Annotated in this window: 28 protein-coding genes; 13 read left to right on the forward strand and 15 right to left on the reverse strand. The window is 65.7% G+C overall.

What is annotated here, in order from left to right; all coding sequences use genetic code 11:
• Nucleotides 1-201 precede the first annotated feature (201 nt).
• Nucleotides 202-1,725 carry a fumarate hydratase gene (locus E8E91_RS00180; RefSeq protein WP_280367945.1) on the forward strand — a complete coding sequence of 508 codons (1,524 nt, stop codon included), beginning with the start codon at nt 202-204 and terminating at the stop codon, nt 1,723-1,725.
• A 125-nt stretch (nt 1,726-1,850) separates the two neighbouring features.
• Here E8E91_RS00180 and E8E91_RS00185 read toward each other — a convergent pair whose 3' ends face one another.
• Nucleotides 1,851-2,729, reverse strand: coding sequence for a carbon-nitrogen hydrolase family protein (locus E8E91_RS00185; RefSeq protein WP_280374047.1), 879 nt, complete (start codon nt 2,727-2,729; stop codon nt 1,851-1,853).
• Complete coding sequence (locus E8E91_RS00190; RefSeq protein ID WP_280374049.1) at nt 2,726-3,316, reverse strand: GNAT family N-acetyltransferase; 591 nt, start codon at nt 3,314-3,316, stop codon at nt 2,726-2,728. The genes E8E91_RS00185 and E8E91_RS00190 overlap by 4 nt, the downstream gene beginning before the upstream one ends.
• A gap of 113 nt (nt 3,317-3,429) precedes the next feature.
• Between E8E91_RS00190 and E8E91_RS00195 the strand changes: the two genes are divergently transcribed.
• Entirely contained in the window at nt 3,430-3,828 is a 399-nt protein-coding gene (locus tag E8E91_RS00195) for a nuclear transport factor 2 family protein (RefSeq protein ID WP_280374050.1), read from the forward strand.
• Nucleotides 3,829-3,832: 4 nt separating this feature from the next.
• Here E8E91_RS00195 and E8E91_RS00200 read toward each other — a convergent pair whose 3' ends face one another.
• From E8E91_RS00200 to E8E91_RS00235, 8 genes are all read right to left on the reverse strand, one after another.
• On the reverse strand, nt 3,833-4,135 hold the full coding sequence (locus tag E8E91_RS00200; RefSeq protein WP_028628683.1) for a ribbon-helix-helix domain-containing protein: 303 nt from the start codon (nt 4,133-4,135) through the stop codon (nt 3,833-3,835).
• 119 nt (nt 4,136-4,254) lie between these two features.
• Nucleotides 4,255-4,836 carry a DJ-1/PfpI family protein gene (locus E8E91_RS00205; protein ID WP_280374052.1) on the reverse strand — a complete coding sequence of 194 codons (582 nt, stop codon included), beginning with the start codon at nt 4,834-4,836 and terminating at the stop codon, nt 4,255-4,257.
• Nucleotides 4,837-4,944: 108 nt separating this feature from the next.
• Nucleotides 4,945-5,556, reverse strand: coding sequence for a DUF2846 domain-containing protein (locus E8E91_RS00210; RefSeq protein ID WP_280374053.1), 612 nt, complete (start codon nt 5,554-5,556; stop codon nt 4,945-4,947).
• A gap of 91 nt (nt 5,557-5,647) precedes the next feature.
• On the reverse strand, nt 5,648-6,805 hold the full coding sequence (locus tag E8E91_RS00215) for a phosphatidylserine/phosphatidylglycerophosphate/cardiolipin synthase family protein (RefSeq protein WP_280374266.1): 1,158 nt from the start codon (nt 6,803-6,805) through the stop codon (nt 5,648-5,650).
• Nucleotides 6,802-7,383 (reverse strand): YceI family protein, encoded by a 582-nt coding sequence (locus tag E8E91_RS00220; RefSeq protein WP_280374055.1) that lies wholly within the window; start codon nt 7,381-7,383, stop codon nt 6,802-6,804. The genes E8E91_RS00215 and E8E91_RS00220 overlap by 4 nt, the downstream gene beginning before the upstream one ends.
• 402 nt (nt 7,384-7,785) lie before the next feature.
• Complete coding sequence (locus tag E8E91_RS00225; protein ID WP_280374057.1) at nt 7,786-8,835, reverse strand: alkene reductase; 1,050 nt, start codon at nt 8,833-8,835, stop codon at nt 7,786-7,788.
• Between the two features lie 15 nt (nt 8,836-8,850).
• Nucleotides 8,851-10,014: an MFS transporter gene (locus E8E91_RS00230; protein WP_280374059.1), complete on the reverse strand. Its 1,164-nt coding sequence runs from the start codon at nt 10,012-10,014 to the stop codon at nt 8,851-8,853.
• A gap of 45 nt (nt 10,015-10,059) precedes the next feature.
• Nucleotides 10,060-10,368 (reverse strand): helix-turn-helix transcriptional regulator, encoded by a 309-nt coding sequence (locus E8E91_RS00235; protein WP_280367920.1) that lies wholly within the window; start codon nt 10,366-10,368, stop codon nt 10,060-10,062.
• 124 nt (nt 10,369-10,492) lie between these two features.
• On the opposite strand from E8E91_RS00235, the gene E8E91_RS00240 reads away from it, so the two are divergent.
• Nucleotides 10,493-11,074, forward strand: a complete 582-nt coding sequence (locus E8E91_RS00240; RefSeq protein ID WP_280374061.1) for an ACP phosphodiesterase — start codon at nt 10,493-10,495, stop codon at nt 11,072-11,074.
• 70 nt (nt 11,075-11,144) lie between these two features.
• Nucleotides 11,145-12,026, forward strand: a complete 882-nt coding sequence (locus E8E91_RS00245) for a universal stress protein (RefSeq protein ID WP_280374063.1) — start codon at nt 11,145-11,147, stop codon at nt 12,024-12,026.
• 6 nt (nt 12,027-12,032) lie between these two features.
• Here the strand turns inward: E8E91_RS00245 and E8E91_RS00250 are convergent, their stop codons facing one another.
• Together E8E91_RS00250 and olsB are read right to left on the reverse strand one after the other, a co-directional pair.
• Complete coding sequence (locus E8E91_RS00250; RefSeq protein WP_280374064.1) at nt 12,033-12,806, reverse strand: lysophospholipid acyltransferase family protein; 774 nt, start codon at nt 12,804-12,806, stop codon at nt 12,033-12,035.
• 8 nt (nt 12,807-12,814) lie between these two features.
• On the reverse strand, nt 12,815-13,585 hold the full coding sequence (olsB, locus tag E8E91_RS00255; RefSeq protein WP_280367909.1) for an L-ornithine N(alpha)-acyltransferase: 771 nt from the start codon (nt 13,583-13,585) through the stop codon (nt 12,815-12,817).
• A 171-nt stretch (nt 13,586-13,756) separates the two neighbouring features.
• On the opposite strand from olsB, the gene E8E91_RS00260 reads away from it, so the two are divergent.
• The 4 genes from E8E91_RS00260 to E8E91_RS00275 all read left to right on the forward strand — a co-directional run bounded on the left by E8E91_RS00260 (nt 13,757) and on the right by E8E91_RS00275 (nt 17,177).
• The gene (locus E8E91_RS00260) at nt 13,757-14,644 is read left to right on the forward strand and encodes an acyl-CoA dehydrogenase family protein (RefSeq protein WP_280374066.1); all 888 of its coding nucleotides are present in this window, start codon (nt 13,757-13,759) and stop codon (nt 14,642-14,644) included.
• Nucleotides 14,645-14,841: 197 nt separating this feature from the next.
• Entirely contained in the window at nt 14,842-15,627 is a 786-nt protein-coding gene (locus E8E91_RS00265; RefSeq protein WP_280374068.1) for an MBL fold metallo-hydrolase, read from the forward strand.
• A gap of 108 nt (nt 15,628-15,735) precedes the next feature.
• The gene (locus tag E8E91_RS00270; RefSeq protein ID WP_280374069.1) at nt 15,736-16,848 is read left to right on the forward strand and encodes a serine hydrolase; all 1,113 of its coding nucleotides are present in this window, start codon (nt 15,736-15,738) and stop codon (nt 16,846-16,848) included.
• Complete coding sequence (locus E8E91_RS00275; RefSeq protein WP_280374071.1) at nt 16,845-17,177, forward strand: amidase; 333 nt, start codon at nt 16,845-16,847, stop codon at nt 17,175-17,177. Before E8E91_RS00270 ends, E8E91_RS00275 begins: the two co-directional genes overlap by 4 nt.
• Before the next feature lie 61 nt (nt 17,178-17,238).
• Here the strand turns inward: E8E91_RS00275 and E8E91_RS00280 are convergent, their stop codons facing one another.
• Entirely contained in the window at nt 17,239-18,087 is an 849-nt protein-coding gene (locus E8E91_RS00280) for an ATPase (protein WP_280374072.1), read from the reverse strand.
• A gap of 305 nt (nt 18,088-18,392) precedes the next feature.
• Between E8E91_RS00280 and E8E91_RS00285 the strand changes: the two genes are divergently transcribed.
• The gene (locus E8E91_RS00285; protein ID WP_280367894.1) at nt 18,393-18,656 is read left to right on the forward strand and encodes a hypothetical protein; all 264 of its coding nucleotides are present in this window, start codon (nt 18,393-18,395) and stop codon (nt 18,654-18,656) included.
• Here the strand turns inward: E8E91_RS00285 and E8E91_RS00290 are convergent.
• The gene (locus E8E91_RS00290) at nt 18,653-19,642 is read right to left on the reverse strand and encodes an NAD-dependent epimerase/dehydratase family protein (RefSeq protein WP_280374074.1); all 990 of its coding nucleotides are present in this window, start codon (nt 19,640-19,642) and stop codon (nt 18,653-18,655) included. The genes E8E91_RS00285 and E8E91_RS00290 overlap by 4 nt on opposite strands.
• Before the next feature lie 194 nt (nt 19,643-19,836).
• On the opposite strand from E8E91_RS00290, the gene E8E91_RS00295 reads away from it, so the two are divergent.
• The gene (locus E8E91_RS00295) at nt 19,837-20,877 is read left to right on the forward strand and encodes a saccharopine dehydrogenase NADP-binding domain-containing protein (protein ID WP_280374267.1); all 1,041 of its coding nucleotides are present in this window, start codon (nt 19,837-19,839) and stop codon (nt 20,875-20,877) included.
• Between the two features lie 108 nt (nt 20,878-20,985).
• Here the strand turns inward: E8E91_RS00295 and E8E91_RS00300 are convergent, their stop codons facing one another.
• Nucleotides 20,986-21,885, reverse strand: coding sequence for a LysR family transcriptional regulator ArgP (locus E8E91_RS00300; RefSeq protein ID WP_280374076.1), 900 nt, complete (start codon nt 21,883-21,885; stop codon nt 20,986-20,988).
• Between the two features lie 99 nt (nt 21,886-21,984).
• On the opposite strand from E8E91_RS00300, the gene E8E91_RS00305 reads away from it, so the two are divergent.
• The 3 genes from E8E91_RS00305 (at nt 21,985) to E8E91_RS00315 (ending at nt 23,787) form a co-directional block, all read left to right on the forward strand.
• The gene (locus E8E91_RS00305) at nt 21,985-22,392 is read left to right on the forward strand and encodes an ACT domain-containing protein (protein ID WP_280374078.1); all 408 of its coding nucleotides are present in this window, start codon (nt 21,985-21,987) and stop codon (nt 22,390-22,392) included.
• Nucleotides 22,393-22,397: 5 nt separating this feature from the next.
• Entirely contained in the window at nt 22,398-23,000 is a 603-nt protein-coding gene (locus tag E8E91_RS00310) for a LysE/ArgO family amino acid transporter (RefSeq protein WP_280374080.1), read from the forward strand.
• A 205-nt stretch (nt 23,001-23,205) separates the two neighbouring features.
• Nucleotides 23,206-23,787, forward strand: coding sequence for a Fe-Mn family superoxide dismutase (locus tag E8E91_RS00315; protein WP_190830849.1), 582 nt, complete (start codon nt 23,206-23,208; stop codon nt 23,785-23,787).
• Nucleotides 23,788-23,947 lie beyond the last annotated feature (160 nt).

Consider the following 23,947-nt stretch of genomic DNA (forward strand, 5'->3'; position numbering starts at 1 on the left):
GTAATGGCACCATGCCTTCAATGTACGCCTGTGATCACAGATTGCCTAGTACGTAGGAAACGTCCGACAACCGACCAAGGTCGACTACCGGCGACTGTGCCCGACGGGCCCCACGCGCTATACTGCCGCGCCTTTTTTAGCCTCGCGCGCCGGGTCGTGGTCCGGCGCTTCCCTGATGTTCCCTCCAAGAGGAGCGCCCACATGACCGTGATCAAGCAAGACGATCTGATCCAGAGTGTCGCCGACGCCCTGCAGTTCATCTCCTACTACCATCCCGTGGATTTCATCCAGGCCATGCATGAGGCCTATCTGCGCGAAGAGTCGCCCGCCGCGCGCGATTCCATGGCGCAGATCCTGATCAACTCGCGCATGTGCGCCACCGGCCACCGCCCGATCTGCCAGGACACCGGTATCGTCACCGTGTTCGTCCGCGTCGGCATGGACGTGCGCTGGGATGGCGCCACCATGAGCGTGGACGACATGATCAACGAGGGTGTGCGTCGCGCCTACAACCTGCCGGAGAACGTCCTGCGCGCCTCCATCCTGGCCGACCCGGCGGGCGCCCGTAAGAACACCAAGGACAACACCCCGGCGGTCATCCACTACTCCATCGTTCCCGGCAATACCGTGGAAGTGGACGTCGCGGCCAAGGGCGGCGGCTCCGAGAACAAGTCGAAGATGGCCATGCTCAACCCGTCCGACTCCATCGTCGACTGGGTACTGAAGACCGTGCCGACCATGGGTGCCGGCTGGTGCCCGCCGGGCATGCTCGGCATCGGCATCGGCGGTACCGCCGAGAAGGCCGCTGTGATGGCGAAGGAAGTCCTGATGGACGAGATCGACATCCACGAGCTGAAGGCCCGCGGTCCGCAGAACAAGATCGAGGAAATGCGCCTCGAACTGTTCGAGAAGGTCAACCAGCTGGGCATCGGCGCCCAGGGCCTGGGCGGCCTGACCACCGTGCTCGACGTGAAGATCATGGACTACCCGACCCACGCCGCCTCGCTGCCGGTCTGCATGATCCCCAACTGCGCCGCTACCCGTCACGCCCACTTCGTGCTCGACGGCTCCGGCCCGGCCGAGCTGGAAGCGCCGTCGCTGGACGCCTACCCGGAAATCGTCTGGGAAGCCGGCCCGTCTGCGCGCCGCGTCGACCTGGACACGATCACCCCGGAAGAAGTGCAGAGCTGGAAGCCGGGTGAGACCCTGCTGCTCAACGGCAAGATGCTCACCGGCCGCGACGCCGCGCACAAGCGCATCGTCGATATGCTGAACAAGGGCGAAGAGCTGCCGGTGGACCTGAAAGGTCGCTTCATCTACTACGTCGGCCCGGTCGATCCGGTACGTGACGAAGTGGTTGGCCCGGCTGGCCCGACCACCGCGACCCGCATGGACAAGTTCACCCGCCAGATTCTGGAAAGCACCGGCCTGCTGGGCATGATCGGCAAGTCCGAGCGTGGCCCGATCGCCATCGAAGCGATCAAGGACAACAAGGCCGTGTACCTGATGGCCGTCGGCGGCGCCGCCTACCTGGTGGCCCAGGCGATCAAGAAGTCCAAGGTCCTGGCCTTCGCCGAACTCGGTATGGAAGCCATCTACGAGTTCGACGTGAAGGACATGCCGGTCACCGTCGCCGTCGACACCAACGGCGAATCGGTACACATCACCGGCCCGGCGATCTGGCAACAGAAGATCGCTGAGAACCTGGCGGTGGAAGTGAAGTAAGCCTTCACCTTCGCTGAACGAAAAAGCCCGGCCATGTGCCGGGCTTTTTTATGCTCCCGTAGGTTGTGGCAGAGCGGAGCGAAGCCCAACATCGCTGCGTTGGGCTTCGCAAGCTCAGCGCCAACCTACAGAAGCTGTGCCTGGTCGAACTGCTCTGGCCAGTCCCGCCGGGTGAACACCTGGCCCTCGGTCCGCACCCGGCGCACTTCGTCCAGATCCAGGTCGCAGATCAGCCACTGGCTGGTCGAGGGGCAGAGTTCGGGGCTTTCGGCGATCACGCCGTTGCTCGGCATGCCGTAGTCCGGCGGCACGTAGAGGCCGGCACGACCGATGTTCTCGTCCAGCGCCGGCGACCAGGGGGCGAGCCCCACGGTAGGCGATTGCAGAACGGCGATCTGGTTTTCCAGCGCGCGGGCCTGGGCACCGATGCGCACTCGGTTATAGCCCGCCTCGGTGTCGGTGCAACTGGGAGCGAGGATCAGGTCGGCGCCGCCTTCGGCCAGGGTGCGGGCGAGCATGGGGAATTCGTTGTCGTAGCAGATCAGGATGCCCAGCCGACCGAGGGCCGTGTCGAACACCTTGAGCCCCTCCCCTGCCGCGATGCCCCATTGCTCGCGCTCGAAGCGGGTCATGATCAGTTTGTCCTGAAAGCCCAGTTCGCCACCCGGACCGAACAGCCAGGCGCGGTTGCGAAATCGCCCATCGGCATCGCGCACGGGAAGGCTGCCGGGTTGCAGGTAGACGCCAAGCTTCGCCGCGATACCGGCGCACAGCGCCCGCCAATCCTGAAGCAGGGGCTGGATGCCGACGATGGAAGCCTGCAGGTCCCCTCGCTCATCCGGCGGCAACTGACCGGCCAGAACCAGACCGGCGTATTCCGGCAGCACCAGCAGCTTCGCGCCCCTCGCGGCGGCTTCGGCACAAAGGCCCTCCAGGTGGGCGGCGTAGGTGTCCCAGCGTTCATGTAGCTCGATGGCGTACTGGCAGGCGGCGATCCTGATCATCGGGTGAGTTCCTTGAGCCAGAAGGACATGGGCTTGGCCGACTCGGTGTCTTCATCCAGGTCACGCCAGTGGTATTCGGTGCGCAGTTCCGGGTGGTGGCGATAACCACGCCGCGCCCAGAACTCGTTCAGTGGCTGGTAGCCGGGCGGGCGGCGCGGATGATCGGCCGGACGCTCCACCGCGCAGAAGGCGCAATGGTCGAAGCGCGCCAGGCGCCGCGCATAGCCTTCGCGCTCGGCGAAGAAGCGCACGCCCAGGCCGCTGCCCCGGTACTCGGGCAGCAACACCGACTCGCCAAAATAAAAGATGCGTTCCGGCGCCCAGCCCTGTTCGCGGAAAGGCCGCTGGAATTCCTCGGTTTCGTCCGCCATCGGCAGGCCCGTGGAGGCCCCCACTACCCGCTCGCCGTCCAGCGCCAGCACGAACAGGCTTTCCTTCGACTCGGCGTAGGTCGCGAGGTAGCGCGCTTCGTACTCGAGCGTGCCGTCATACAGGTAGGGAAACTCGCGAAACACCGTCAGGCGCAGGCGCGCGAGGTCATTGATATGGGGCGCGATGGCGCCGCCGTGAAGAAGTCGGATCTGCATGGGAGCGGTCGTTCTGGGGAAGTGGATGACGCCCCTGGCTAAGCCGGGCCTGGGTCAAGAACCTATCATGCCGGTCACGAACCGACTGACCCCATTGCGACAGGAACCCAGCCATGACCGCTATCGAACTGGTGCAAGCCTATTACGACGCCTTCAACGCCGGCGACATGCCAGCCTTCCTCGCCCTGCTCAGCGAGGACGTGGTGCACGACATCAACCAGGGTGAACGCCAACAGGGCAGGGCCGCCTTCGCCGCGTTCATGGACAAGATGAACCGCTGCTACAAGGAGCGCCTCTCTGACATCGTGGTCATGCAGAGCGCCGACGGCAGCCGTGCCGCCGCCGAGTTCGTGGTGCACGGCCAGTACCTGGCCGACGATGAAGGCCTGCCGCCAGCCAAGGGCCAGACCTACGTGCTGCCGGCCGGCGCCTTCTTCCACATCCACTTCGGCAAGATTGCCCGCGTGACCAACTATTACAACCTGAACGACTGGCTCGACCAGGTGGTTTGAGGCTTCAACCCTGCACTCGCGCCTTCGGCAACTCGACCACCGTGGCGCGACGCTGGGCCAGGTAGCGGGTGCAGCTCACCCGCAGGAAGGACGCGAAGTTGACCACCTCGCCCCGGTACTCCATCACCTCGTCGTAGAGCTTGGTGATGAGCTGGTTGGTGGTCATGCCGTCCACCTCGGCGATCTCCCGCAGGATGTCCCAGAACTGGTTTTCCAGGCGCAGCGTGGTGACGACGCCACGGATGCGCAACGAGCGCGAGCGGGACTCGTAGAGGATGGGGTCAGCCTTGACGTACAGCTCGCACATGGCGCGCCTCCTGTTTTTGGCGATGCAGGTTCAATTGAGCCAGGTAGGTTGGCGCAGAGCGCAGCGAAGCCCAACACACTCGATTGCTGGGCTTTGCGCAACTCAGCCACACCCTACGATCACAGCTCGATCTTCGTCCCGAGCAGCTTGAGGAAACCTGCCAGCCAGGCGGGATGAGCCGGCCAGGCCGGAGCGGTCACCAGATTGCCCTGGGTATGGGCGGCGTCCACCGGGATATCCACGTACTGACCACCGGCCAGTTTCACTTCCGGGCCGCAGGCCGGGTATGCGCTGCATTCGCGGCCTTCCAGCACGCCGGCAGCCGCCAGCAACTGGGCGCCATGGCAGACGGCGGCGATGGGTTTGCCGGCCTGGTCGAAGGCCTTCACCAGCTCCAGCACCCTGGCGTTGAGGCGCAGGTATTCGGGGGCGCGTCCGCCGGGGATCAACAGGGCGTCGTAGTCCTCCGCCCGGACCTTAGCGAAATCGAAGTTGAGGGCGAAGTTGTGCCCCGGCTTCTCGCTGTAGGTCTGGTCGCCCTCAAAATCATGGATGGCGGTGCGCACGGTCTGTCCGGCGGCCTTGTCCGGGCACACGGCGTGTACCGTGTGACCGACCATGAGCAGGGCCTGGAAGGGCACCATGGTTTCGTAGTCTTCGGCGTAGTCGCCGACCAGCATCAGAATCTTCTTCGCGGCCATTGCTCATCCTCCTGGATTGGAAGCCTCGGGGCTTCAAAGGTTAGCCAATTATCCCCGGCAGACTTCGAGCCCGGGTAATAGGCCCCTACTACAGGATGGATGGCGGGGTCAGATGCCGATCTTGTCCAGCGCCCGCCCCACTCCGCGCCAGAACCCAACCTGGGGCCGAACCACTTCACCGTTGGCGGCTACGCGCTGGCTCGGCTGGACCTGGCGGGTGGCGGCGATTTCCTGGCTGCCCAGGGACTCCTCCACCAGTTGCAGCGGGCCATTGCCGGCACCGGGTTGCTCGCTGTTCCTCGGCGGCGGGTCCAGTTCGTCGTAGCGCAGGTAATAGGTGCGTCCGGCGGAGGCTTCCAGGGCGAAGGAGCTGATAAGGGTGAAATCCAGCGGGCCATCGGCGAACAGCGTCCAGTAGCTGCCGAATAGCGGCCGGCGCATTTCCAGCTTGTAGCTGGCCGCGTCGAACTCCAGGGCCAGGTGGCCGTTGCTCGGCAGACTGCCGATCAGTTCGTTGTTGAGGAAGATGCCGGGAGCTTCCAGTTCCTGGTCCGCCCATTCGCTTTGCGGGCGATAGAGGTAGACCAGTGCGTGCTCGCCATCGCTCGGTGCGGACGGCTGGAACTCAGGCCCTTCGGTCGCGCCGAAGAACGCGCCCGGGGTGGAACAGCCGCCCAGCACAGCGCACAGCAGCAGGATCGGCAGGTATCGGCGGCCCATGCAGCCACTCCCTCTTGTTGTTGTGGAGCAAGCCTAGCCCCGCCTTGATCCGCAGGCACCCGACGAAAGTGCGGCGACTGGTCGCGTACCGCTAACGGCGACGATCGAGGAGGTTCACCACCAGCCGGTCCAGCCAGCCCCACAGGCGCTGGCGCAGGCGTTTCACCAGCGGGCGCGCGTGCCAATCGTCCATGGTGATCTCGCGGCTGTCGGAGAAGTCCTGGCGCATGCAGGCGTCCACCGCCTGGGTGAAGTTCGGGTCCAGCGCTTCCAGGTTGGCTTCCAGGTTGAAGCGCAGGTTCCAGTGGTCGAAGTTGCAGGAGCCCACGCTGACCCAGTCATCGGCCAGCACCATCTTCAGGTGCAGGAAGCGCTGCTGGTACTCGAATATCCGCACCCCGGCACGCAGCAGGCGCGGGTAGTAGCGCTGGCCGGCGAAGCGCACTGGCGGGTGGTCGGTGTGCCGACTGGTGAGCAGCAGGCGCACCTCGACGCCACGCCGCGCGGCCTTGATCAGGGCCCGGCGCACCTTCCAGCTCGGCAGGAAATAGGGCGTCGCCAACCACACGCGATTGCGCGCCGTGCGAATGCTGCGCACCAGCGACTGAACGATGTCGCGGTGCTGGTTCGCATCGGCGTAGGCCAGCCTGCCGAGCCCCTCCCCCACCGCCGGATAGGGTGGCAGGTGGGCCAGCCCCGGTGCCTCACCCGGTTTCCAGGGGCGGCGGCCGAGGTTGGCCAGCCACTGGTAGTCGAAGATGAGTTGCCAGTGCGCCACCAGCGGCCCCTCGATGGCCACCATCACTTCGTGCCAGCGGCTGGTCTCCTGGCTCGGGTCCCAGAACTCGTCGGTGGCACCGGTGCCGCCAATGAACGCCTGGCGATCATCCACCACCAGGATCTTGCGGTGGTCGCGGTACAGGTTGCTGAAGCCGTGCCGCCAGCGCAGCGGGTTGTAGAACTGCAGCATCACTCCGGCCTCGACCAGCCGCTCGCGCAGCGCCGCACCCAGCTTCAGGCAACCGAAATCATCGAACAGGCAGCGCACTCGCACGCCGCGCACGGCAGCCACGCAGAGGGCGTCCACCAGGGCCTGGCTGCAGCGGCCGTCTTCCACCAGGTAAAGCTCCAGCGCGACCTGATGCTCGGCCCGGGCAATGGCCGTGAGCATGGTCGGAAAGAACTGAGGGCCGTCGATCAACAGCTCGAAGCGGTTGCCGGACTTCCAGGGGAAGATCTGCCCCATCAGCGCTCCGTGAAGATCAGCACGGCGCCCACCGGCACCGACAGACTGATGCCGGGCAGGCCGGCCACCTTGCGCAGGCCGTCCAGTGCCGTGGTCAGGCCGAAGTCCTCCACCTGCAGCACCAGCGGCGCCAGGGTCACCACCTGGAAGCGATGGTCGTCCAGGCGCGTGGCCAGGAGTTCGGCGCGGTATTGCTGGGACTTGTCATGAAGCTTCACCGTCAGCGGCAGGCCCAGCTCCAGCTGGGCGCCGGGAGCCAGGTCGGTGATGGGACGCAGGTCGAGCTGGGCAGTGATCTCAGCCTCGGGGTACTTGGTGATTTCGAAGAACTGGTCACGCAGGCGCTGGTCACGCAGCGGAACCCCGGTGCTCACCGACTCCAGTTCGACGCGCAAGTGCGCCTTGCCCTCCTTGCCGATCTTGCCGTGCAGGGTGAGGAAGCGGTGCACCTCGGAAATGCTACCGGCCTTGGTGGAGATGAAGGAGATGCGCGACGACTCGTTGTCCAGGTACCAACTGGCCTGCACCGGCAGGGCCAGGGCGCCGAGCAGGGCAATGAGGGGGCGTATCGATTTGTGCATGCGGGCTTCCTTTGGCATGTCGCTGACGGCCGGAAGACTTCGGCCGGACTCCATTGGTCACACGAATCGCCGCCGGGTTCCCGCTTGGGCGATCCCGACGGACGGCGATGGGTGCAAAGCTACCAGAGGAAAGACGATTGGTGGGCACGGCGCCAGAGCAGCCGGGAACAATTGATTAGCCCTCCATGCCCTCGTGGGAGCGATTTCAATCGCGATTACAGCCCGAAGGGCTACCTTCAACGCCCATGGGTTGCTGCGCAGCCCTATCGCGAATGAATTCGCTCCCACAGACCCGAAGCCCATGGCGAATGAATTCGCCCCTACAAGCACCCGGTCCATTCCAGCCCGAAACGAAAAAGCCCCGGCCTTGCGGCACGGGGCTTCTTCCTGGACGACCGCGCGTTACAGGCGTGGGTAGTCGATGTAGCCCACCGGGCCCTTGGCGTAGAACAGCTCGGGGCGCGGTTCGTTCAGCGGTGCATCCTGGCGCAGGCGCTCGGGCAGGTCGGGGTTGGCGATGAAGGGAATGCCGAAGGCCACGGCATCGGCCTTGCCACTTTCCAGCCAGGCACTGGCACTGGCCTTGGTGAAGCGCTCGTTGGCGATGAACACCCCACCGAAGGCTTCCTTCAGCGCGGGCGTCAGGCTGTCCTCGCCTTCCTTCTCACGGGCGCAGATGAAAGCCACGCCACGCTTGCCCAATTCACGGGCGACATAGCCGAAGGTACCGGCCAGGTCGGAGTCGCCCATGTCGTGGGAGTCGGCACGCGGCGACAGGTGCACGCCCACGCGGCCAGCGCCCCACACCTTGATCGCGGCATCGGTGACTTCCAGCAGCAGGCGGGCACGGTTCTCGATGGAGCCGCCGTACTGGTCGGTGCGCTTGTTCGTGCCGTCCTGAAGGAACTGGTCCAGCAGGTAGCCGTTGGCGGAGTGGATTTCCACACCATCGAAACCGGCGGCCTGGGCGTTTTCGGCACCAATGCGGTAGGCGTCGACTATGTCGGCGATCTCTTCGGTTTCCAGGGCGCGCGGCACCGGATAGTCACGCAGCGGACGCAGCAGGCTGACGTGGCCTTTGGCAGCGATGGCGCTGGGTGCCACCGGCGCTTCGCCATCCAGGTAGCTCGGGTCGGAGATACGGCCCACGTGCCACAGCTGCAGGACGATCTTGCCGCCGTTGGCGTGCACCGCCTTGGTGATATTGCTCCAGCCCTTCACCTGCTCGTCGGACCAGATGCCGGGGGTATCCGGGTAGCCGACGCCGAGCGGCGTGACGGAAGTGGCTTCACTGATGATCAGCCCGGCTGTCGCGCGCTGGGTGTAGTACTCGGCCATCAGCGCGTTGGGCACGCGGCCCTCGTCGGCGCGGCAGCGGGTAAGCGGCGCCATGATGATGCGGTTGGAAAGTTCCAGGTCGCCAATCTTGATCGGGTCGAAGAGCGTGGGCATGTCATTTACCTCGGGTCAGTCGAGAGCCGCTTGCAGCTCGGGATTACGGTTGCTGAAGGTGAGCAGGGTCGCTAGCAGGGCGAGGATCGCCAGTACCGCAGCGGCCAGGGGAACACTGGTGAGGCCGAATCCGTGGCTGATGACCAGGCCACCGACCCAGGCGCCGAGGGCATTGCCCACGTTGAAGGCGCCGATGTTCAGGGTGGAAACCAGGTTCGGGGCGTCGCTGCCGAAATTCACCACATTGACCTGCAGGGCAGGCACCGCGGCGAAGGCGGCCGTGGCCCAGAGGAACAGGGTGATCTCCGTGGGAATCAGGCTTGCGCTGGTCCAGGTCAGGACGCTGGAGGCGACGGCCAGGGCGACGAACACGCCCATCAGCGTCTGTGCCAGCTTCCAGTCCGCCAGGCGGCCACCGATCACGTTGCCCAGGGTCAGGCCCAGGCCGATCAGCAGCAGGCTCCAGGTCACGCCACGGGGCGAAACGCCGGTCACTTCGCCGAGCAGCGGCGCAACGTAGGTGAAGATGCAGAACACCGCGGCGGAGAACAGCACGGTGGTGGACAGCGCCAACCACAGCCCGGCACCGCGCAGGGCGGCGAACTCGGCGCGGATATCGGTGGCCTCCTCGTCATCCTGGCGCGGCAGTACCCGCCAGAGGCCGATCAGCGCAGCGATGCCGATCAGGGTCACCGCCCAGAAAGTCGAACGCCAGCCAGCGACCTGGCCCAGGGCGGTGCCCAGGGGCACGCCGAGCACGTTGGCCAGGGTCAGTCCGGTGAACATCAGAGCGACGGCCGACGCCTTGCGGTTGGCCGGCACCAGGCTGGCGGCAACCACCGAGCCGATACCGAAGAAGGCGCCGTGGCAGAGTGCGGTGACGACCCGCGCCAGCATCAGCAGGCCGTAGTTGGCGGCGATGGCGCAAAGCAGGTTGCCGATGATGAATACCCCCATCAGCGCCAGCAGGGCGCGCTTGCGCGGCAACTTCGAGGTGAGCATCGCCATGAACGGTGCGCCGATGGCCACGCCCAGGGCGTAGCCGGTGACCAGCCAGCCGGCGCCAGGAATGGACACGCCGAGATCGCTGGCCACCTCGGGCAGCAGGCCCATGATGACGAATTCAGTGGTGCCTATCGCAAACGCGGACAAGGCGAGGACGAGAAGCGCAGTAGGCATTGGGCCTGCTCCTGGGAAGTTTCGGGTTGTAGGCAGGTGCTGCAGTTACAGCTCGTCGCTCATCTGGCGAAGGAATTCAGCGATGACGGCTTCATTGCGTTTGAAGAAGTTCCATTGGCCCACCTTGCGGCTCGTTACCAGGCCGGCGCGCTGCAAGGTCGCCAGGTGCGCCGAGACGGTGGACTGGGACAGCCCGCAGCGCTGGTCGAACTTACCGGCGCAGACGCCGATTTCGAATGGGTGGTCCTGCTCGACGAAGTACTTCTCCGGGTCCTTGAGCCACTGCAGCATCTCCCGCCGGACGGGATTGGCGAGTGCCTTGATGATTTCGTCGAGGTCGATGGATGTGCTCATGGCCGTGGATTCGTATATCGAGATGGAACGAACTTTATATCGAGAAAGAGCGATACGGGATCGTTTGTGCCGATAGTCATCATCGACCGCCATGATAAAACCGACTCTGGGTTAAGCTCCGCCAATGAACTACCTCGCTCACCTCCATCTCGGCGGCTCGCAGCCGGCGCAACTGCTCGGCAGCCTCTATGGCGACTTCGTCAAAGGGCCGCTGGCCGGGCGCTGGCCGGCGGACATCGAAGCCGGCATCCGCCTGCACAGGCGCATCGACGCCTTCACCGACAGCCACCCTCTGATCACCCAGGCCAAGCTGCGTTTCCCCAGCGAGCGGCGGCGCTTCGCCGGCATCCTGCTGGACGTCTTCTTCGACCACTGCCTGGCCCGCGACTGGGAGCGTTACTCCGCCGAACCGCTGGATACCTTCACCCGCCATGTCTACGACGTGCTGGTCAACGAGCCCGCACTGCCCGGCCGCCTGGCGCTGATCGCCCCGCGCATGGCCGAGCAGGACTGGCTCGGCAGCTACAGGGAGTTCGAGACCCTGGAGCTGGTCATCGCCGGCATGGCGCGGCGCATCTCGCGGCCGGAAGCGCTGGACGGTGCGATGGCCGAGCTGGAGGCGCTGTATCGGCCCCTGTTCGATGACTTCCGTCAGTTCTATCCACAGCTCCAGCACTTCGCGGGAGCCCAGCCCAATATCGGTTGACCTGTATCAAAGGAAATTTCCTACACCTGCAGTGGAATGGCGTCAGAACCACACACACTGGAGGTGCCCGATGAACGCGCTGATGCTGGCGACCGACCTTTCCAACCGCTCCGACCGCGCCTTGCGACGCGCGGCGCGCCTGGTTCGGCAGTTCGACTGTCCCTGGTTCATCCTCCATGTGGTCGACGAAGACCAGCCGCAGCTGCGGATCGAACTGGAAGTCGAGCAGGTCCGCCGCTACCTCAATGAGCAAGTGGACTTCTTCACCGAACTCGCCGGCCGCACGCCGGAAATCTGGGTGGAGGTGGGTGACCCGGCCAAGCACATCGCCGACTGCACCCGCTGGGCCAACATCGACCTGCTGGTGGTTGGCAGCCATCGCAAGAACCCACTGCGCGACATCTTCGTCGGGACCACCCTGGAACGCCTGGTCCGCACCAGTCACGTGCCGATCCTGCTGGTGAACAGGGCCGCCGAAGACGACTACCTGATGCCGCTGCTGGCCCTGGATTGCTCTCCGGCTTCCGCCCAGGCCGTGCGCGCCGCCCACGAGCTGGGTCTGATCCCGAAATCCGGCGCCAAGGCGCTGCACGCTTTCGACCCGCTGGGTGGCGCCATGCTGCTGGCGGCTGGCGCAGGGGCCGGGACGATTCCGGGCGACTACGCCGCCGATGAGCGCCGCCGGGCGACCGCCGCGCTGGATGAGTTCCTGCTCAAGGAAGAACTGGGCGCCCTCATCGACCAGCGCCTGATCGAGGAAGGCCAGCCAATGACCGCATTGCGCCGAGTGCTGGACCGCGAACCCGTCGACCTGGTGGTGATGGGCACGCGTGGACTGACGGGGATGAAACGGGTGCTGATCGGCAGCGTGGCGGATGCCGCCATGCGCGAGCTGGACTGCGACATCCTCACAGTGCCGCCGATCCACTGGCCGGAAACGAATAAGGCCTGACCACCCTCAGGCGGCCAGAGCCTCGTCTTCCACCTCACCGAAGAGCGCCAGTTGCACGGCGCTCTTTGCTTTCTGGCTCAGCACGGTACGGGTCAGCCCCTGGCTGGCAACCGGCTCGAGCAGCTGGATTTCCACGTCGGCCAGATCGCTGCGCAACAGGCGCACCAGGTGCGAGAGCAGGTCGTCCTCACCGATGAAGGGCGCGATTTCGTCGCGCTGGCCATCGCGCTGATAACGGATCGCCACCGGCTGCACCGGTACCTGGGTTTCCACGGCGCTGGTGAGCAGGCGGCTGTGGAACGTCTTCAGCAGGCTGCCGTCGGTGGTGGTGCCTTCCGGGAAGATCAGCAGGTGGCGCCCATCCCCGAGGTGGCGGGCGAGCTGCTGGCCGACCAGGCCGCTATCCCCCGAACCACGGCGAATGAACAGGGTGCCCGCCTTGTGCGCCAGCCAACCGGCCACCGGCCAGGCACGCACCTCAGCCTTGGACAGGAAGGACAGCGGCGCCACGGCGCCGAGCAGCGGGATATCGGTCCAGGACACGTGGTTGCTCACCCAGAGCATGGGCTGCTCCGGCACCCGGCCAACGACCCGCACGCGAAACGGCAGCGCGCCAGCCAGGCGAGCGAGGAACCAGCGGGTCAGGCGCTGCCGGGTGGCCATCAGATCACGACGCCCCAGGCGTTCCAGCACGCCAACCCACACCGCCAGCGACAAGCCGAGGCCGATCACTGCCAGCAGGCGGGCGACGCGGGCGTAGAAACGTACGGACTTCAGCATGCCCAGCCTCAGACCGCAGCCTTGAAGTGACGGGCGTAGCGCGGGCAAAGCTCGTCGCGCTTGAGCAGGATGAACACGTCGGCCACCTGGAAGTCCGGGTCCCAGCACGGCTCGCCACAGATCTTCGCGCCCAGGCGCATGTAGGCCTTGAGCAGCGGCGGCATCTCGGCGATCACGTTGCCCGGCAGCTCCAGCACCGGCAGCGGGTTCTTCGGCTCCGCGCGCAGGTATTCGGTGCACAGATGACGCTCGCGCAGGCGCTGCATGATGGCCTGTGCCTGGATGCCGCCGTCCTGCATCGGGATGCTGGCGCAGCCCATCAGATAGCGGTAGCCGCCCTGGTTCAGCACTTCAGCCAGTTCACCCCAGAGCACGGCGATGGTGGCGCCATTGCGGTAGGCCGGGTCGACGCAGGTGCGGCCGATTTCCAGCACCGGGCCTTGCAGCTCGCCGAGGCCGTGGAGGCTGAATTCCTCTTCGCTGTAGAAGCGGCCAAGGTCACGGGCGGCGTGGTGATCGAGCAGGCGGGTGGTGGCGACCAGCTCGCCGCTGTCCAGGTCGCGCACGCCGATGTGCTGGCAGTGCGGATCGTAGTCATCCATATCGAGACCGAACTCGGCGCCCTGCAGCTTGGCGTCGAACTCGGCGCTGAACACTCGAAAACGCAGGGCCTGCGCCTCACGCAACGCAGCAATGCCTTCCAGACGCTCGGCCTGGAGACGGCGAGGGCTTTTCCCGTTGGGTGCGACGCTGTCGCGGGTCATGGCGATCTGAGTCATGAATAAGCCTCCGTTGGCCGGCTAGATCCCGGTTGCAGCCGGACGATCTTGTTGTGCAAGCTCAGGCTAGGTAGACCCGGTGTCACCCCCATGACGATCCGATGATGCTTGTATGACATGGGGCCGCTGACATCCCGCAGCCACGCCCCCATCCCCCTCGAGGAGCCTTCAATGCCCTGGCAACGCCTGTTCGAAGCCACTGCCCGCCAGCCCTCCGGCCAACCGCTGGATGACTGGTACGGCGCCCTGCTCGACCGCCTGGGCGAGGTGACGCCCTTCGAACTGGCAGTGCTTGGCGGCAAGCTGGCCGCCACGCCCGGGCTCGCGTTCCTCGCCGGCTACCAGGGCGCCCTGCGCCTGCTCTGGCCTTCGGCGCCTCAGAGCCTGGGCGCGCTGTGCGTGACCGAGAACCGCAGCGTACGTCCGGCGGACATGCAGACCCGCCTGAGCGGCCTCAGCCTCGCTGGACGCAAGGACTTCGTCACCGCCGGAAATGCCGCCGACTGGCTGCTGGTGGCGGCCCGCGAGGAAGCCGGCGGCGAATCGCCGCGCCTGGCCCTGACCGTGGTGCGCAACGGCGCCCCGGGTGTGCGCGTCGAGCAGCTCAAACCGCTGCCGCTGATGCCCGACGTCCCCCATGCACGCCTGCATCTGGAAGGCGCCCATTGCGAGCGCCTGGCCGGCGATGGCTGGGACGCCTACGTAAAGCCGTTCCGCAGTATCGAAGACCTCCACGTCCTCGCCGCACTGGTGGCCTGGCTGTACGGCGTGGGCCGCGACAACGCCTGGCCCCAGGACCTGCAATTGCGCCTGCTGGCGTTGCTCAGCGGCGCGGCGGACGTCTCCCGCCAATGCGCCACGGCACCGGCCATGCACCTCCTGCTGGCCGCCCTCTTCGCCCAGTTCAAGGCGATCAAGCCGGAACTGGACGCCGCCTTCGCCGGCGGACCGGAGGAATGGGCGAATCTCTGGAAACGCGACCAGGGCGTGCTGGAGATCGCCAGCGGACCGAGGGCGAAGCGGCTGGAGAAAGCCCTCGCGGCGCTTGGCATGGCCTGATTGCGATCTGCATGCGTGTAGGAGCGAATTCATTCGCGATACGGACTGAAGGGCGGTCGTGCGGGCTGATGCATACGGACAGCTACGCTGTCCTTCGCGAATGAATTCGCTCCTACAGTCCGTGCCTTGATCCACGTCAGGGTGTACCTGAGGGAAATGCCTTACATCTGCGCGTCGCTTTTCCTACAGAGGTTTCCATGCGTCGCGAACCCATCGTGCTGTTCGACAACGGCTCCCACCAATGCCTGATGTTCGACGATCTGGTCAGCGGCGACGGCGTGCAGTCCAACCAGTTCCTGATTACCGACAACGAGCAGTACCTGCTGCTGGACCCGGGCGGCGACCTGACCTACACCCCGCTGTCGCTGGAACTGTCCAAGCACATTCCGGTGCAGGACCTGACCTACATCTTCGCCTCCCACCAGGACCCGGACATCATCGCCTCCCTGGACAAATGGCTGCTGCACACCCGCGCGAAGGTGATCTGCTCCAAGCTCTGGGCGCGCTTCCTGCCGCACCTGACCGCCAACTACCTGGCCATCAGCCACGGCATCTCCACCTACGACCGCATCATCGCCCTGCCCGACCGCGGCCAGTCCATCACCCTGGGCCGCTGTCAGCTGAAGGCGGTGCCTGCGCACTTCCTCCACTCGGTGGGCAATTTCCAGGTGTATGACCCGACCAGCCGCATCCTCTTTTCCGGCGACATGGGTGCATCGCTGGTGGAAGACGCCACGCCGGTGCGCGACTTCGTCAACCATGTGCCGAACATGGAAGGCTTCCATCGCCGCTACATGGCCAGCAACAAGGTCTGCCGACTCTGGGCCTCCATGGTGCGCGGCATGGACGTGGAGATGATCGTCCCGCAACACGGCCGGCCCTTCGTCGGCAAGGAAATGATCAGCGCCTTCCTCTACTGGATCGAGAACCTGGAGTGCGGCATCGACCTCCTCGGGCCGGACGACTACCGGCTGCCACGTTGAACTGACGTAACGCGCCGAATAGCCCCACCAGCCGGCACGTTCGGCGCTATTTACCGTCACGCGGACCGTGCTAGGTTGCGCCCTTCGATAAGCAGAAGAGGCCGACCAATGCCCCTCCCCCTCCTTCGCCCGCTGGCCCTGGCGCTCGGTCTTGTGGCCAGTCTGGCCCAGGCTGAAACCTGGCCCGCCACGGACTGGCAACAAGGCCCCGCACCCAGCGGTGCCGCAGTCCAGGCCTTCGAGCGCTACGCCTTTCCCCAGCGCGATGACAACGAACGCAAGGGCGTGCGCACCGACGCCGTGGTGGTGATCCGCGACGGCGAACTCATCTACGAGCATTACGCCGGTCCCACCAAGGCCGAGACGCCGCACCTCACCTGGTCGGTAAGCAAGAGCTTGCTGGCCTCCGTGCTCGGCGTCGCCTATGGCGAAGGACGCTTCAAGCTGGACGAGCCGGTGGCGCGCTACTACCCGGCGTTCACCAGCCACGCCAACGTCCGCCTCGATGACGTGCTGCACTGGGCTTCCGGCCTTGCCTGGCAGGAGGACTATGAGTACGCGCCGCTGAAATCCTCGGTGGTGGCCATGCTCTACACCCGTGGTCGCGGCGACATGGCCGCCTTCGCCGCCGAGCACCCGCTGGATGCCGTGCCCGGCAAACGCTTCCGCTACTCCAGCGGAGACTCCAATGTGCTGTCCGCCGCCCTGCGCGGAATAGTGGGCGAGCAGGCCTACGCGGAATATCCCTGGACCGCCCTGTTCGAGCCTCTGGGCATCCGGTCGGCAGTGTGGGAAACCGATGCCGCCGGCACCTACGTCGGCTCTTCCTACTCCTACCTCACCGCCCGTGACCTGGCCCGCGTCGGCCTGCTGATGCAGCGCGATGGCCGCTGGAACGAGCGCCAATTGCTGCCATCGGACTGGGTCGCCTTCAATCGCAAGCCCTTCGCCAATTACCGACCCGACCCGGCCAAGCCGGGCGAAGCCGTGCCGGGTGGCCACTGGTGGTTGAACAGCCAGGTGCAAGGCGCCGCCAAGCCCTGGCCGGACGCCCCGGAAGACGCCTTTGCCGCCCTCGGCCACTGGGGCCAGGCACTCTACGTGCTGCCCAGCCAGAAGCTGGTGATCGTGCGCTACGCCGATGACCGCGACGGCAGCTACCGCCACAACGACTTCCTCAAGCTGGCCCTGTCCGCATTCACCCCGGAGGTGCAGCCGTGATCGCCCGTCGTCCCGTGCTCAGCCTTCTCGTGCTGGCGCTCATCCTGTTGGCCGCCACGGCCTGGCAGAACCGCCAGCACCTGGCCGCCTTCCCCGGCATCATCAGCGCCTACACCGCCAAGGAGTACTGCTCCTGCCGCTACGTGATGGGCAACCCGGCCGACTACTGCCAGGGCTACGTGAAACAGTACGTACCCACCAGCGCTTTCCTCGACGACGCCGAGCACAAGCGCGTAACCGCCAGCGGCCTGGGCCGCAGCAACACAGCGGCGTGGGTCAGCCCGCACCAGGGCTGCCGGCTGATGCCCGAGGCGGACAGCACGCTCTGAGGCTGTCCCCCATAAAAGAAAAGCCCCCGAATCCGGGGGCTTTTTCGTTGAAGCACTGACCTCAGCGCATGTTGATCTGTTGCTGCAGGTTCTGCACCTGGCTCTGCAGGGTGCTGATGTTGCGGGTCATCTGTGCGCGGAAGGCATCGAACTCGGCGGTGCTGGCGCCCTGGGAGGGTGCCGGACGGTTGTCCAACTCGCTACGCAGTACGAGCAGGTCCTGCTCCAGGCTCTTGATCGCCTGGTTCGGGTTGCCTTGTTTCTTCAGCGCTTCCACATCGCTGCCCAAACCCTTCAGACGGCTGTCGAGTTGAGCCATGTCGCCCTGGGCGGCCTTCAGCTTGACCTGCTCGGCAGCCAGACCGTCGACCTTGCCATTCAACTGGCTGCCCAACTGGGCTGCGGCGCCCTGGGCGGTCTTGACGTCAGCGGACAGCTGGTCGACGCGCTTGCCCTGGGTGCCCAATTGGACATTCGCGGCTTGCTGCTGCTTGGACAGTTCGATCACCTTGGCCTGGAGCTGCTTGAGCTGCAGCTTCACGGACTCGTTGCCGGTGGTGATGTTGGATTCGGTGGCGACCACCTTGCCGGAAATGTCCTGGATCCGGCCGGCGGCCTCTTCGCTGATACGGGCGAAACTTTCCTGGGTGGCGACCAATTGCTGCTCCATCAGGCTGATCTGCTGGAAGCTCCACCAGCCCAGGCCGCAGAGGGCGACGACCAGGGCAACCACCAGGGCCCAGAGCGGACCGGTGCTGGCGGCCTTGGGCGCCGGGGCGGGCGTGGTATAGCCATTGGTGTGACGGTGCAGCGGCTCGGCCGCCGGGTGATGGCCGAACTCGTCGCGATCACGGGCATCGGTGGTCAGGCTGGGAACATCATCCAATTCATCGAGAGCGTCATTGCGCATGGGGGGACCTTTGGAGAGAAACGCAGAACCGCGAATGGCCGGAAGTATACCGGTTCGCACGGCGGTCTTCAGCGTCGCGCCATGGCAGTGCGGGCTGCACCGCACAGGGGCGACGCCACTCGATTGACCACGCCAGAGCCCCGCAGTTCCGGGCCTTCCGGCCTGGTACGGGGCTTGCTAGCAAGATGCCAGCCCCGGCACGGGGCCATGCCAGGAAATCACCATCCGGAGCCGATGGCTCCGTCTGGCTCCGGACCGTTCGCCAGGAAGGAACGGAGCACTCTTCGACCATGGGGGAAGAAGGAATGGAATTGACCAAGGCTGTGCTGGATTGCATGCAGACCCTGCGGCGCCAGCTTCGTGAAGAACAGGCTGTGGATATCCGTCTCAGCCAGCCCGACGCCATCCTGTCCATGCTCAACGCCTGCGCCGAATCCCATCGCGACGCCACCCGTGAGCTCGGTGAACATCTCAGCACCCTTACCGGCGTACGCCTGAAGCCGGCGGTCCTCAGTGAGGAAGAACTGGTGCGCAAATACACCCAGTACGCCGGCCCGCTGCGTGGCTAAGGCTGCTGGGCGCCCCACCAGGCGCAGAACTCGTCCAGCGCCGTCCACACATTCACCCGCGGCTCGTACTCCAGGTATTGCCGGGCACGGCTGATGTCCAGGGAGAAGTCCTTGGCCATCACCGCCACGGCCAGCCGATAGAGCGACGGTTCCGGCCGGCCCGGCAGAATCCGGCAGACGGACTCGTTCACCAGCGCGGCGCTGTAGGCCAGGCCATAGGGAACGTGGCGATTCACCTGCTGCACACCCAACTTGCGAAACACATAGTTGATGACGTCCCAGATCGGCACCGGCTGGCCATTGCTGATGTTGTAGACCTGCCCCAGCGCCGGGCCGGTGGCCAGCAGGCCGCTGAGCAGGGCGTCGTTGAGGTTCTGCACGCTGGTGAAATCGACCTTGTTCAGGCCGTTGCCGATGATTTTCAGGCGGCCCTTGCGCTGCATGGCGATCAGCCGCGGGAAGATGCTGGTGTCACCGGCACCGGTGACGAAGCGCGGGCGGAAGGCGATGACTTCCAGACCGAACTCCTCGGCGGCGAAGACCTTCTGCTCGGCCAGGTACTTGGTGGCGCCGTAGTGGTCGGAGAAGCGTTTGGGGACCTGCTCTTCGCGAATGCCCACATGGGAGCGGCCGTCGAAGTAGACCGAGGGGGACGACAGGTGCACCAGGCGCCGCACCCGCTGCTTCAGGCAGGCTTCCAACACGTTCTCGGTGACCTGCACGTTGGCCTGGTGGAAGTGCTCGTACTTGCCCCAGACGCCCACGGCGCCAGCGCAATGCACCACTGCATCGACGTCATCGCACAGGCCCAGCACCAGCTCCGGGTCCGACAGGTCGCCCTGGATGAATTCGGCACCGCGCTTGACCAGATGCTCCACGCCTTCCGGACGGCGGCCGTTCACCCGCACGTCGAGTCCCTGCTCCAGGGCGAAACGCGCGAAGCGTCCGCCGATGAACCCACTCGCCCCCGTCACCAGAATCTTCATCTATGGTCCCCTGCCATGCGTCGTGATGCCCGCGACTCTAGCAGCCCGGGCACCAGCCAGGGGTGGCGTCGCGAGCCAATAGAACGACTCTGAACGCAATCCCCTTCCATCGTTCCCGCCCGAACGAACGCCGTGGGCTACCTTTGTCTGCGAATCCACCGCCAAGGAACCGCGCAGTGAACACCAAGACCTGGATGATCTATGGCGCCTACGGCTACACCGGCCAACTGGTGGCCGAGCACGCCCTGCAACAAGGCCTGACGCCAATCCTCGCCGGTCGCGACCCGGCCCGGCTGGAAGCCCTGGGCAGTCGCCTCGGCCTGCCGACACGGGTTTTCGACCTGGACGACCCGGCCCACGCCGCAGAGCGCCTGGAAGGCGTCTCTGTGGTCGCCCACTGCGCCGGCCCTTTCTCGGCCACCAGCACGCCGATGATCCAGGCCTGCCTCGCCAGCGGAGCGCATTACCTGGACATCACCGGCGAGATCACGGTGTTCGCCCTCGCCCACGCCCAGGACGCGGCGGCGCGCAAAGCCGGCATCGTGATCTGCCCCGGCGCGGGCTTCGACGTCATTCCCACCGACTGTGTGGCGGCCTGCCTCAAGACCGCTCTGCCCGACGCCACGCACCTGGCGCTCGGCTTCGACTCCGACAGCGGGTTGTCCCCCGGCACCGCCAAGACCAGCATCGAGGGGCTGGCCCTGGGCGGCCAGGTACGGGAGAACGGCCGGTTGCGTCCGGTACCGCTGGGGCACCGTCGCCGCGAGATCGACTTCGGCCGCGGCGCGAAATCCGCCGTGACCATTCCCTGGGGCGACGTGGCCACGGCCTTCTATTCCACCGGCATTCCCAATATCGAGGTCTACCTGCCGGCCCCGGCCGCCGTGGCATTGGGCATGCGCCTGATCGACCCGCTGCGCAGCCTGCTGGCCGGCGACTGGATGCAGGCCAAGTTGAAGGGGCTGGTGACCCGGAACGTTGCGGGGCCGGACGAAACCACCCGCCTGCGACGCCCCACCTGGGTCTGGGGCGAGGTGCGCAACGCCGCCGGGGAGCGCCGCGTCGCGCATCTGGAAACCGCCAACGGCTACCAGGTGACGGTGCACGGCGTGCTCCATACGGTGCGCCATCTGCTGGATTACCAGGGTGAAGGCGGCTATTTCACGCCTTCGCGGCTGATGGGGGAGCGCTGCGTGGAGCAATTGCCGGGTTCCGGCTCCATCCGCATCACCTGAGCGTCCGGTACGTAGGGTGCGCCATGCGCACCGGTTCAGCGTCAGAAGCCTTATGCCGCTGGTGCGCGCGGCGCACCCTACAGACAGCCCCCATCCACCGCACCGTTGTCATTGCGAGGACAAGGGCACCAGCCAGCGGCTCGCTGCGGCTGCCAGATGGTCGGTGAGCAGGCCGAGCAGCTCGCCGCCGTGGCGCCAGTGGTGCCAATAGAGCGGCACATCGATGGGGCGGTCAGGAATCAGTTCCTGCAACTCGCCCCGCGCCAATTGCGCTCCCACTTGCTGCTCGGGCACCAGCCCCCAACCCAATCCACCTTCGGCCAGGCGCACGAAGCCCTCGGAAGAGGGGCACAGGTGATGGACGAAACCACCCTCAACGCCCAGCGCCGCCAGGTAGCGATGCTGCAGCAAGTCATCCGGGCCGAAGACGATGGCCGGTGAGCGGGCCAGAGCCCGGGGCGTCACCCCCTTGGGGAAATGCCGTTCGATGAAGGCTGGGCTGGCCAGCGCGCGATAGCGCATGGCGCCCAGCGGCAGGCTGCGTGCCCCGGCCACCGGGCGCTCGGCGGCGCAGACACAGGCCGCGACCTCGCCGGCGCGCATGCGCTTAAGACCCACCTCCTGGTCTTCCATCACCAATTCCATCAGCACCCGTTGCTCGGCGCAGAAGTCCCCCACGGCCACAGCCCACCAGGTGGCCAGGCTGTCGGCGTTGAGGGCGATGCGCAGACGTTCCGGCAAGCCGCCTTCTTCCAGGGCCGGCACCTGGCGTTGCAGGTCGCGCTCCAGCAGGCGCACCTGCTGCACGTGGTTGAGCAGGCGGGTGCCCACCTCGGTGGGAGCCGGCGGGGTGGCACGCACCAATACCGGCTGGCCAACCCGCGCCTCCAGCAATTTGATGCGCTGCGACACCGCGGACTGTGACAGCCCCAGCAACTGGGCTGCACGCTCGAAACCACCCTGCTCCACCACGGCCGCCAGGGCGGATAGCAACTTGTAGTCGAACAAATCAGTTTTCCTAATGAGAGATCAGCAAGATTCGTTTTCCTTATACATTGCCGCGCCCCAGACTCGCCACATCCCAACTGCCTTATCGAAGGACGCACCATGGCCGGCGAAACCGCTCTCTCCACCCTGATCCGCAACATGTCGCCGCAACTGAACCCCGGCCAGTTCGTGTTCTGCACCCTGGACGACGCTGCCAGCCTGCAAGGCAGCGTGCCGCTGGGCAGCTTCCGCGAGCGCGAAGGACTGACCGTGATCCTGGAACGCAGCGAAGCCGATCGACTGAATCTCTCCTACGACTACAGCGCCGCCTGGATCACCCTCGAAGTGCATTCCTCCCTGAGTGCCGTGGGCCTGACCGCGTCCTTCGCCGGTGCCCTGGCGCAGGCCGGTATCAGCTGCAACGTGGTGGCGGGCTATTTCCACGATCACCTGTTCGTCGCCAGTGCCGACGCCGAACGCGCCCTTTCCACCCTGCGGGCCCTGGCGGCCAACGCCCAGGCGGAGTGAGCAACATGTGGCAGAGCTATCTGAACGGAATACTCGTCGCGGCCGGCCTGATCATCGCCATCGGCGCCCAGAACGCCTTTGTCCTCGCCCAGAGCCTGCGTCGCGAGCACCATCTGCCCGTGGCCGCCCTCTGCGTGCTCTGTGATGCCTTGCTGGTCAGTGCCGGCGTCTTCGGCCTGGCCACCCTGCTGGCGCAGAACCCCGTGCTACTGGCGATCGCCCGCTGGGGTGGCGTGGCCTTCCTGCTCTGGTACGGCATACAGGCGCTGCGTCGCGCGCTGAAGCCCGGCATCCTCGACCAGTCCAGCGAAACCGGCCCTCGCTCGCGCCGCGCCGTGCTGCTGGCAGCCTTGGCGGTAACCCTGCTCAACCCCCACGTCTACCTCGACACCGTGCTGCTGATCGGCTCCCTCGGTGCGCAGCAAACGGCGCCCGGCGCCTACGCCCTGGGCGCGGCCAGTGCCTCGCTGGTGTGGTTCTTCGCCCTGGCCCTCGGCGCCGCCTGGCTCGCCCCCTGGCTGGCGCGGCCTGCCACCTGGCGCCTGCTCGACCTGGCAGTGGCACTGATGATGTTCGGCATGGCCGCACAATTGGTGAACGGTATCTGAGCCTGGAAGGTCCAGATGGGATAGGCGTGCCAGAGCCGCCGGCCATGGCTTAACCACACACTTGCTGCGTGGTTAAGCCCTATGCCCGGTGCTATGATCCGGACTTCGCGGCAAGAATGAGTACGAACTCGCAGCCGCATTCTCGGCCGACCGTGAACGGCCCCGCGCCTTGCGCAAAAATCCCGACCTGATGAAGGAGATAGACATGGCTTTCGAATTGCCGCCGCTGCCCTACGAGAAAAACGCCCTCGAGCCGCACCTGTCCGCCGAGACCCTGGAATTCCACCACGGCAAGCACCACAACGCCTACGTGGTAAACCTGAACAACCTGGTTCCGGGCACCGAGTACGAAGGCAAGAGCCTGGAAGACATCATCAAGACCTCTTCCGGCGGCATCTTCAACAACGCAGCCCAGATCTGGAACCACACCTTCTACTGGAACTGCCTGAGCCCGAACGGCGGTGGTCAGCCCACCGGCGCCCTGGCTGACGCCATCAACGCCGCTTTCGGTTCCTTCGACAAGTTCAAGGAAGAGTTCAGCAAGACCTCCATCGGCACCTTCGGTTCCGGCTGGGGCTGGCTGGTGAAAAAGGCTGACGGTTCCCTGGCCCTGGCCAGCACCATCGGCGCCGGCTGCCCGCTGACCAGCGGCGACACCCCGCTGCTGACCTGCGACGTATGGGAACACGCCTACTACATCGACTACCGCAACCTGCGTCCGAAGTACGTAGAGGCCTTCTGGAACCTGGTCAACTGGGACTTCGTAGCCAAGAACTACGCTGCCTGAGACCCGCTCCAGCGGTAAGAGAAACCCGGCCATTCGCCGGGTTTCTTCATTTTTGTGCGTTATTCGTCGTCTTGTTGCGGTACAAGGGAAAAATTGTCGGACACCCCCTCAAGCTCGGACCTGTTCGCACCGACATAAAGACGAGGGGGAATTGAATGCG

It is taken from the genome of Pseudomonas sp. BN515 (assembly GCF_029873155.1).
In the GTDB taxonomy this organism is placed as follows: Bacteria; Pseudomonadota; Gammaproteobacteria; order Pseudomonadales; family Pseudomonadaceae; genus Metapseudomonas.